The organism is Nannocystis bainbridge (assembly GCF_028368995.1).
Lineage (GTDB): Bacteria > Myxococcota_A > Polyangia > Nannocystales > Nannocystaceae > Nannocystis > Nannocystis bainbridge.
In genome coordinates this window covers 1,175,774-1,186,060 of sequence record NZ_JAQNDL010000003.1, presented here as the reverse complement: position 1 = coordinate 1,186,060, position 10,287 = coordinate 1,175,774, and the positions used below count along the sequence as shown (strand labels likewise).

At 74.5% G+C, this 10,287-nt stretch carries 2 protein-coding genes; both read right to left on the bottom strand.

The features are described from left to right. Window positions 1-158: 158 nt before the first annotated feature. The gene (locus POL25_RS29945) at window positions 159-6,101 is read right to left on the bottom strand and encodes a type I polyketide synthase (RefSeq protein WP_272089664.1); all 5,943 of its coding nucleotides are present in this window, start codon (window positions 6,099-6,101) and stop codon (window positions 159-161) included. Continuing rightward, window positions 6,094-10,287, bottom strand: coding sequence for a non-ribosomal peptide synthetase (locus tag POL25_RS29940; RefSeq protein WP_272089663.1), 4,194 nt, complete (start codon window positions 10,285-10,287; stop codon window positions 6,094-6,096). Before POL25_RS29940 ends, POL25_RS29945 begins: the two co-directional genes overlap by 8 nt.

The window sequence follows — 10,287 nt, the reverse complement described above, 5'->3', positions numbered from 1 at the left end:
TCTCTCGGGACAGGTGCGTGCGGTGACGGTATGTGTCTCTCGGGACAGGTGCGTGCGGTGACGGTATGTGTCTCTCGGGACAGGTGCGTGCGGTGACGGTTATGTGTCTCTCGGGACAGGTAACGCGGCGAGCCGCGGTTCTCGGCCAGGTTGATAGGTCAGCCGAGCAGTCGCTCGCCGAGCTCGAGCAGCTCGAGGTCGTCGAGGTCGTCGAGGTCGACCGGGGCGGGGGCGGGTGCGGGCGGCGGGGCGTCCCAGCCGAGGCGCTCGCCGAGGTGGCGGGCGAGCTCGTTCACGGTCGGCCAGGTCCAGATCAGGGTGGCGGAGAGGGTCAGGCCGAGGCCGGCTTCGAGGCGGTTGCGCAGCTCGAGGCCGAGCAAGGAGTCGAAGCCGAGCTGCCTGAACGGGAGGTCGCGATCGATGCGCGTGGGCTCGATGCGCACGATCTCGGCGACCTGCGCGGTGATGAAGCGGTCGAGGGCGAGGCGGCGTCCGGCGGGGTCGCCGTCGCGCAGGGCGGCGCGCAGGGCCTGGGCGGCGGGGGCCGCGGGGCGGGTCCGGGAGCCGCGGCCCAGCAGCGGGGCGAGCAGGGTCGAGGCGGCGCGCTGGGGATAAAACTCGAGCCACTGCTGGGCGTCGAGCAGGGCGACGCCGAGCTGCGGGCGGCCGCTGGCGACGGCGTCGAGGAGGATCGCGGCGCCGTCGTCGGGGCGGATGTCGCCGACGCCGCGGGCGGACAGGCTGGCGCCGGCGAGGCGGCCCATGCCGACGCCGGAGAACAGGCCCCAGTCGATGCTGGTGGCCGGCAAGCCGAGGCGGCGGCGATGGTGGGCGAGGGCGTCGAGGGCGGCGTTGGCGGCGACGTAGTTGGCGAGGCCGGGCGCGCCGAGCACGGCGGAGACGGAGGAGTAGAGGACGAAGAGGTCGAGGGGGCGCGCGCGGGTGAGGCGGTGGAGGTTGCAGGCGCCGCGCAGCTTGGGCGCGAGCACGGTGCGCAGGCGGTCCACGGTCTGGCCGGCGATGAGGCCGTCGTCGAGGACGCCGGCGGTGTGGAGGACGCCGCGCAGCGGGGGCATGGTGGCGTCGAGCCGGTGCAGGGCGGTGGCGAGGGCTTCGAGGTCGGCGACGTCGCAGCGGAGGTGCTCGAGGCGGGCGCCGCGGCGCTCGAGCTCGGCGAGGGCGGCGGTCTGATCGGCGGTGGCGGGGCCGCGGCCGAGGAGGGCGAGGTGACGGGCGCCGCGATCGACGAGCCAGCCGGCGGCGAGCAGGCCGAGGCCGCCGAGGCCGCCGGTGATCAGGTAGGTGGCGTCGCCGTGGATCGCGGGGGGCTCGGCGGGCGGGAGCTCGAGCGGGACGACGCGCGCGAGGTGCCGAGTGGGGCCGCGAAGAGCGACCTCTTCCTCGAGGTCGTCGGCCCACAGCTCGTCGACGAGGGCGGACGCGGTGGCGAGGTCGCGGTCGACGTCGACCCGCTTGCAGCGCAGCTCGGGGTGCTCGAACGGGACGGTGCGACCGAGCCCCCACAGCGGGGCGTGGGTGATGTCGAGGGGGCCGGCGTCGGGGAGGGCGGCGAGGTCGCGGGTGACGAACCAAAGACGCGGTGGGTCGCGCCAGGCGAGCCGGGCGAGGGCCTGGACGAGGTGCAGGCCGACGCCGTAGCCGACAGTCTGGGCGGCGTCGAGTCGGGCGGCGTCGAGGTCATACGATTCGTCGGGGAGCGGGGATTCGATGGGCGACGATTCGATGGGCGATGATTCGTGGGAATGGTGAGATGGCGGCGCGGATGCTCGGCCTTGGTGCGATGATTGGACGGGGTGGGAGTCTTGAGCCGGTGCGGCTTGCGAGGAGGCGATGGAGGCGGATTCGTCGAGGGCGCCGAGGTGGATGACGCCGCGCCACGGCGGGCCTTCGCGGCGCTGTTCGAGGGCTTGCACGAGGGATTCGGCGGAGGCGGCGGAGCCCAGGGGGAGCCGCTCGCAGGCCTGGTCGCGGGCGTGCAGGCCGGTTACCACGGCGTCGGCGAACGGGCCGGGCTCGGCGATCAACAGCCAGCGGCCCGGACGCGCGGGACCGGCGGGGGGCGGGGCAGCGTGCCACTCGGGGGCCATGTACGGGACGACGGGGCGCGGGGCGTGGCGGGCCAGGGCGGCGGCGAGGTCGATGCGGCGCAGCTGCAGGCCGACGGCGGTGAGGAGCAGGCCGCCGTGGAGGTCGTGGAGGTCGACGTCGGCGACGAAGCCGTCAGCGTCGGCGCGGCGCACGTGGACGTGGCTGTAGGCGGCGCGACCGGCCGGGGCGTGGCGCACGAGCCGGTCGATGCCAGCGAGCACCCGCGGGCCGGCGGCGGGGTCGATTTCGCCGCGGGCGGCGAGCAGGACCTGGAAGGCGGCGTCGAGCAGGACGGGGTGCGGGTCGAGGTCGCCGGTGACGCCGTCAGGCAGGTGCAGCTCGCCGAGAGCCTCGCCAGGCGCCGACCAGACGTGGCGCACGGCCTGGAAGGCAGGGCCGTAGGCGAGGCCGACGGCGGCGAGGGCGTCGTAGTACTCGGGGCCGGCGATCGGCCGCGCGAGGGGAGCCTGGATCGCGGCGAGGAATTCGGGCGATGAAGTGGCGAGCGACGTGGGGAGTGATTGCGAGGCGAGCGACGCGGGGAGTGATGGGGAGGCGGGGAGTGGTTGCGTGGTGGGGAGTGGTTGCGTCGCCGGGAGTGATTGCGCGGCGAACGTCGCGGGCAGTGATTGCGTCGCGGAGAGTGATTGCGAGGGGAGGCGTGACTGCGGGTCCGCGGGGCGCAGGGTGGCGGTGACGTGGACTTGCCAGGCGTCGTCGCCGGCGGGGCTGGCGATCTGGACGGTGAAGCCGTCGGGGTCGGCGCGCACGACGGTTTGCAGCTGCAAGCTCGCGCCGTCGGGGACGATCGCGGGGCTCGGGACGGCGAGGTCGACGAGGGCGTGGCTGCCGGCGCCGACGACCTCGGCGGCGGCGAGGGCCATGGCGATGAACTCGGCGCCGGGCACGACGACGAGGCCGCCGAGGCGGTGGTCGGCGAGGTAGGGCGCGGCGGCGAGGTCGAGGCTGCGCTCCCAGAACCACGTGCGATCGAGCGAGGAGCGCAGGGCGCCGCCGAGCAGCGGGTGGGCGCCTTGCACACGACCGACGGCGGCGGCGCGGGTCGGGGCGATCCAGTGGCGCGTGCGCTGCCAGGGGTAGCGCGGCAGGGGCAGGGGCCGGGCAGGTCGCGCGGACAATCGAGGCCAGGCGACGGGGAAGCCGCGGGTGTAGAGGGCGCCGAGGGCGGCGAGCAGGACGGCGCGCTCGTCCTGGTCGCGGCGGCCGCTGACGACGGCGAGGTCGCTGCGGTCGCGCCCCTGGATCATCGACTCGACGAACGGCAAGAGCACGGGGTGCGGGGCGACCTCGATGAACACGGCCTCGCCGCCGACGAGCAGGCGCTCGACGGCGGCGGCGAACTGGACCGGCTCGCGGAGGTTGCGGACCCAGTACTCGGGGCCGAGCTCGCGGCCGGCGATGTCGCGGAGGTCGACGGTCGAGGTCATGGGCACGCGCGCAGGCCCGGGCGCGAGGCCCCGCAGGGCGGCGAGCAGGGGGGCGCGCAGGGGCTCGACCTGCGGGCTGTGAGAGGCGACGTCGACCTTGACCTTGCGCGCGAAGATCTGGTCGGCGGCGAGCTCGGCGAGCAGGTCGTCGAGGACTTCGGGGTCGCCCGAGAGCACGGTGCTGCGCGGGCTGTTGCTGACGGCCAGCGAGACGCGGTCCTCGCGGCCGCGCAGGCGCTCGCGGGCGGCGGCCTGCGACAGCTCGACGACGGCCATGGCGCCGCGGCCGGCGAGCGGGCGCATCAAGCGGCTGCGGACGCTGACGATCCGGGCGGCGTCGTCGAGCGTGAGCACGCCGGCGACGTGGGCCGCGGCGATCTCGCCCATGCTGTGGCCGACGACGGCGTCGGGCTCGACGCCCCAGGCGCGCCACTGGGCGGCGAGCGCGACCTGGACGGCGAACAGGACCGGCTGCAAATGATCGATGCGGGCGAGCCAGGCGGCCTCGTCGCTGTGAAGGGCGGCGATCGGGGAGAAGCCGGCGTGGCGCTGGACGACGGGGTCGACGGCCTGCAAGGCGGCGCGGAAGGCCGGCTCGCGGGCGAACAGGGTGCGGCTCATGCCGGCCCACTGCGAGCCCTGGCCGGGGAACACGAACACGATGCGCGGGCGGGCGCCGGGGTCGCGCCGGGTGCCGGTGTCCGGGGCGGCCTCGAGGCGCGCGAGCTCGGCGTCGAGCTCGGCGCAGTCGCGGCCGACGACGGCGAGCCGCCACGGGTGATGGGCCCGGCGCGCACCTGCCCCATGGGCCAGGTCGAGGAGGTCGAGGTCGGCGCCAGGCTCGGCCAGGCGGGCCCGCCAGGCGCCGACGAGGGCGCGCAGGGCCTGCGGATCGCGGGCGGAGAGCGGGAGCAGGACGGCGTCGGGGGGCGAGGAGTCGGGGGGCGAGGAATTGGGGGACGATGAATCGGGGGGCGAGGAATCGTGGCGCGAGGAATCGGGGTGCAATGAATCGAAGTGCGATGATTCCGTGTATGACGATTCCGAGTGCGATGCTCCGCTTCGCGCCGCTTCGCGGCGCGATGAATCGAGGTGCGATGATTCCGGGTGCGATGCTCCGGGTCGCGCAGCTTCGCGGTGCGATGAATCGTGGTGCGACGCGACGCGGTGCGATGATTCCGGGGGCGACGCCTCGGGGCGCGCCGCTTCGCGGGGCGCGGGGACGCGGGCGGAGGCGGGGGCCTCTTCGACGATCACGTGGGCGTTGGTGCCGCCGATGCCGAACGAGCTGACGCCGGCGCGGCGCGGCTCCTGGCCTTCGGGCCAGGGGGTCAGGGCGGCGTTGACGTGGAGGGCGCTGCCCGTGAGGTCGATCTCGGGGTTCAGGCGGGTGAAGAACAGGCTCGGCGGGAGCTGGCGGTGGCGCAGGGCCAGGACGGTCTTGATCAGGCTGGCGACGCCGGCGGCCGACTCGAGGTGGCCGATGTTGGGCTTGATCGAGCCGACGGCGATCCGGCGCGGCGGCCTCACGTCGCGGAACACGGCCGAGAGGGCGGCGAACTCGATCGGGTCGCCGAGCGGGGTGCCGGTGCCGTGGGCCTCGATGTATTGAATGGAGGCAGGGTCGACGCCGGCGACCCCGAGGGCCTCGCCGATCACCCGCGCCTGGCCGGCCTGGCTGGGGGCGGTGAAGCCGACCTTGTGGGCGCCGTCGTTGCCGACGGCCGAGCCGCGCACGACGGCGTGGATGGCGTCGCCGGCGGCCAGGGCGTCCTCGAGGCGGCGCAGGACCACGACGCCGGCGCCGTTGCCGAAGATGGTGCCGCGAGCGTCGGCGTCGAAGGCCCGGCAGCGGCCGTCAGGCGCGAACAGGGCCCCGGGCTCGTAGAGATAGCCGGCGCGGTGCGGCAGGCGGATGGTGACGCCGCCGGCGAGGGCCAGGTCGCACTCGCGGTCGAGCAGGGCGGTGCTGGCCAGGTGCACGGCCACCAGCGAGGTCGAGCAGGCGGTCTGGACGGCGACGCAGGGGCCGCGCAAATCGAGCAAGTAGGCCAGGCGGGTGGCCAGGTAGTCCTTGTCGTTGCCCATGAAGGCCTGAAACCACCCGGGCCAGCCCTGCGCCGCCGGGGCGCCGCGCAGGTGCTCGGCGTAGTAGGTGCTCATGGTCGAGCCGGCGTAGACGCCGACGGCCCCGGGGAAAGCGGCGGGGTCGAGGCCGGCGTCCTCGAGCGCCTCCCAGGCGCACTCGAGGAACAGGCGCTGCTGCGGGTCCATCAGCTCGGCCTCGCGGGCGCTGATGCCGAAGAAGCCGGCGTCGAACGACTCGATGTCGCCGAGCACGGGTCGCGCGCGCACGTACTCGGGCCGGGCGGCCAGCGCCGGGTCGACGCCGGCGGCCCGCAGGTCGTCGTCGCCGAGGCGGGCGATCGACTCGACGCCGCCCCGCAGGTTGGCCCAGAAGGTGTCGAGGTCGGGGGCGCCGGGGAAGCGCCCGGCCATGCCGACGATGGCGATCGCGTGCTCGGGGATGTTCGGATCAGACATCGCTGCCTCCGCGGCCGCGACGGCCTCGCGCGGCCAGGCGGGCCTCGACGCGGCCCTGCGCCTGTTGTTGGAGCTGGGCGGCGGCCTCCTCGGCGGCGCCGACCTCGAGCTGGCCGGCGAGCACGCGCACGGTGGCGGCCCGGAACAGGGTGGTGACGGTGACCTGGCAACCCAGCTCGGTGCGCAGGCGGCCGGCGATCCGGACCAGGTGGACGGAGGTGGCGCCGAGCTCGAAGAAGTTCTGGTCGCGCTCGATGCGAGGCAGCTGCAGGACCTCGGCGACGATGGCGGCGACGCGCTCCTCGAGGCCGCTGGCGGCCGCGGCGGGGGCGGCGGTGTCGTTGACGTCGCGGGCGGCGAGGGCCCGGCGGTCGAGCTTGCCGTTGGCGGTGCGCGGCAGGGCGTCGACGAGGACGTAGGTGGCGGGCACCAGGGCCTCGGGCAGGCGCGTGCGCAGGTGGGCGCGCAGGCCGGCGGGGCCGAGCGGGCCGGCCGGCGGGGCGGCGGCGGCGTCGGGCAGGCCGCCGACGTGGCTGTGAAGGACGACGTGGCCGTCGTCGAGGGCCAGCGGGCCGCGCAGGGCGGCGTCGTCGAGGCCGCCGATCGGGCACAGGCCGAGGCCGTGCTGCTCGGCGGCCAGCATCAAGCTCTGGCTGGCGTAGCCGGCCTCGAGCAGGCAGAAATCGCGGGCCTGGGCGCCGTAGAGCGGCTCGATGGCCCGCAGCTGGCCGACCAGGAGCAGCGAGAAGGCGGCGCTGGTGAAGGCGGGGCGGTTGACGGGGGCGTGCATGCCGGGGCCGGGGAGGTCGTCGCCGAGGCGGACGAGGCGGTGGGCTTCGGGGTCGTAGTGGTAGGCGCCACCCTCGAGGCCGTCGATGCGACCTGGCTTTACGAACATGTACGTTTGGACAGGGTAGAGGCTGCCGGCCGAGGGGTAGCCGCGGCGCACGAGGTCGTCGTGACGGCGGGCGCGCAGGCCGGCGAGCAGGCCGGCGATCGCGGTCAAGGGGACGGGGTCGGGGCGGAAGCTGCGGCGGCTGCGACGGGCCGCCACGAGGTCGGACAGGGGGTCGCCGGCGAGCTCGGGCAGGGCGACGGCGGGCCGGTCCGCGAGGTCGTCGCGCAGCTCGAGGTGACGCAGCTTGAACTCGAGCTTGGCGGCAGGAGCGTCGAGGCCGGGGTCGGCCCCGTGCGGGCGCGGAGCTTCGGTGTCGGCGTCGGTGTCGGCGTCGGCCTCGGTCTCGTTCGGGACGACGAAGGCGACCAGGTGACGCGCGCCGCCGGGCTCGCCCTTGACGACCACGGCGCAGCCGCGGACCTGCGGGTGACGCCCGAGCTCGGCCTCGATCTCCTCGAGCTCGATGCGCACGCCGCCGACCTTGACCTGGTTGTCGGCGCGGCCGAGGAACTCGATGTTGCCGTCGGGCAACCACCGCCCGAGGTCGCCGCTGCGATAGAGGCGCTCGCCGGTGACGGGGTGGACGACGAAGGCGGCGGCGGTGCGGGCCTCGTCGCGCCAGTAGCCGCGCGCCAGGCCGACGCCGCCGATGTAGAGCTCGCCGGGGACCTGGGCCGGGCACGGGCGCAGGGCGGGGTCGAGCACGTGGTAGCGGCTGCCGGTCATGGGCCGGCCGTAGGGGATGCTGCGCCAGGCCGGATCGACGGCGCCGATCGGGTACCAGATGTCCCAGATGGTGGTCTCGGTCGGGCCGCCGGAGGCGACCATGGCGACCCGCGGGAGGTGGGCGCGCAGGCGGTCGGGCAGGCCGACGGGGATCCAGTCACCGGCGAGGATGACCCACCGCAGGGCCTCGGGGACGTCGTCGGCGGCGTGCTCGAGGTGCTCGACGAGCATCTCGAGGAAGGCGGGCACGGAGTTCCACAGGGTGACCCGCTCGCGCCGCATGAGCGCGGTCCAGCTGGCCGGATCGCGCACGGCGGCGGCGTCGGGCACGACGATGGTGGCGCCGGCCGCGAGCACGCCGAAGATGTCCCACACCGAGAGGTCGTGATGAAGGGCGGTGAGCGCGAGGCAGCGGTCGTCGGGCCCGACGCCGGCGCGCTGGCCCACGTCGAGCATGCGGTTCACGACGCTGCGCTGCTCGATCATCACGCCCTTGGGCTGGCCGGTCGAGCCGGAGGTGTAGAGCACGTAGGCGAGGTCGCCGGGCCGCTGCGCGGGGACCAGCGGGGCGTCGTCGTCGCGCAGGAAATCGTCGCCGTCGATGCGCAGGCGCTGCACGCCGGCCGGCCAGGCGAGGCGAGCGTCGAGGTGCGACTGGGTGAGCACCAGCTTGACCTCGGCGTGGGCGAGCAGGTGATGCAGCCGCGCCGGCGGGACCGACGGATCGATCGGGACGTAGGCGGCGCCGGCCATGTGGATGCCGAGCGCGGCGACGACCTGCTCCCAGCCCTTGTCCATGACGATCGCCACCAGGGCGTCGGGCACGGCCCCGAGCGCGCGCAGGCGGTTGCCGACCTGGCAGGCGCGGCGGTGCAGCTCGGCGTAGGTGAGCGTGCGGCCGCCGGCGACCACGGCCGGGTGATCGGGGCGGCGCGGGACCTGGGCCTCGAACAGGCGGTGCAGCAGGACTTCGGGGACCGCGGCCTCGGTCCGGTTGGCGGCCTCGCACATGGCCACGTGGTCAGGCGAGACGAGGACCAGCGGGCCGCGCCAGGCCTGCTCGTCGTCGGCGAGGCGGCGCAGCAGGCGGCAGTGGGCGGTCAACATGTCGTCGACCATGCCGGCCGGGAACAGGCCCTCGACCGCGTCCCAGGTCAGGCGCAGGCCCTCGGCGTCCTCGTGGACCTGGTAGTCGAGCCACACCTGCGGGGTCTGGGTGAGGATGAAGGCGACGCTGCCGAGCCGCTCGAGCGCGGTGTAGAGCGGGGCGAAGCCCTTGGCGCCGAGGTTCAACATGTTGGTGAAGACGATCGGCATGATCGCGCCGCCGTATTGCTGGCGCACCCGCGCCAGCTCGCGCAGGACCTCGATGCCGCTGACCTCGTGGTGCTCGAGGTCGTGCCACAGCTGCTGCTGGATCGCCCGCGCGCGCGCCTCGAACTCGGCGTGGGCCGAGCCCTCGACGCCGAGCAGGATCATCGAGGTGAAGTCGCCGAGGATCGCGTCGACCTGCGGGTGCACCGGCAGGCGGTTGAACAGGGTGACGTTGAGGGTGAAGTCGGGGCCCTTGCCCCACGCGGCCAGGACCTCGGCGTAGGCGGCCGCGAGCACCGACGAGACGGTCAGGTCGCGGGCGGTCGCGGCGGCCTTGAGGCGCTCCCACACGGCGCGCTCGATCTTGGCGGTCTTGTGGACGAAGCGGGTCCGCTGGCGCTCGCCGCCGACGGTCACCAGCTCGGGCGCGGGCGGCAGCTGCGGCACGCGCTGCTTCCAGTAGGCGAGCGACTGCTGGTAGGCCGGGGTCTTGCGCAGCTCGAGCTCGGCGAGCACGTAATCGCGGTACGACAGCTCGAGCGGCTCGAGCGAAGTGTGCGGGTCGAAGTAGACGCGGGTCCACTCGTCGAGCAGCAGCATGAGGCTGCCGCCGTCCATGTTGACGAGGTCGACGCTGAGGTGGAGGCGAGTGACGCCGCCGGGCAGGAGCGAGGCGCGGATCTCAAAGGCCGGCCAGCGGTCGTTCGGCAGCACCTGGTGCGAGAGCTCGTCGTGCACGGCGGCGAGGGCGGCCTCGACTTCGGCGGCGGAGCGCTCACGCAGGTCGGCGACGACGAAGTGATAGTCGGGGACCTGCTCCAAGATCCGCTGGCGGCCGTCGGCGGCGACGACCGAGTGCAGCATGTCGTGGCGCCGCACCATGCGGTTCCAGGCCGTCTCGAGGCGCGGCAGGTCGAGGTGCTGGCCGTCGACCTCGACGTAGAAGTGAATCGAGACGTCGCCCTGATCGAACTCGGACATGCGGCCGACCCAGTAGGCCTGCTGGATGTCGGTCAGCGGGAACGGCTCGTGGCGCGCGGCGAGGTCGGGGGTGACGCGCGGGATGGCCGGCTGGTCGCCTGCCGGGATGTCGCGGCGCAGCAGGGTGAGGATCGCTGGCTTGTGCTGCTGCAATTGCTCGCGCAGCCACGGGGTCAGCGCGCCGCGAGGCGCCCGCACGGTGAGGTCGTCGCCGTCGGCGGCGATGCGGATGTTCTGCTGCGCCAGTTCGTTGAGGAGCTGTGTCAC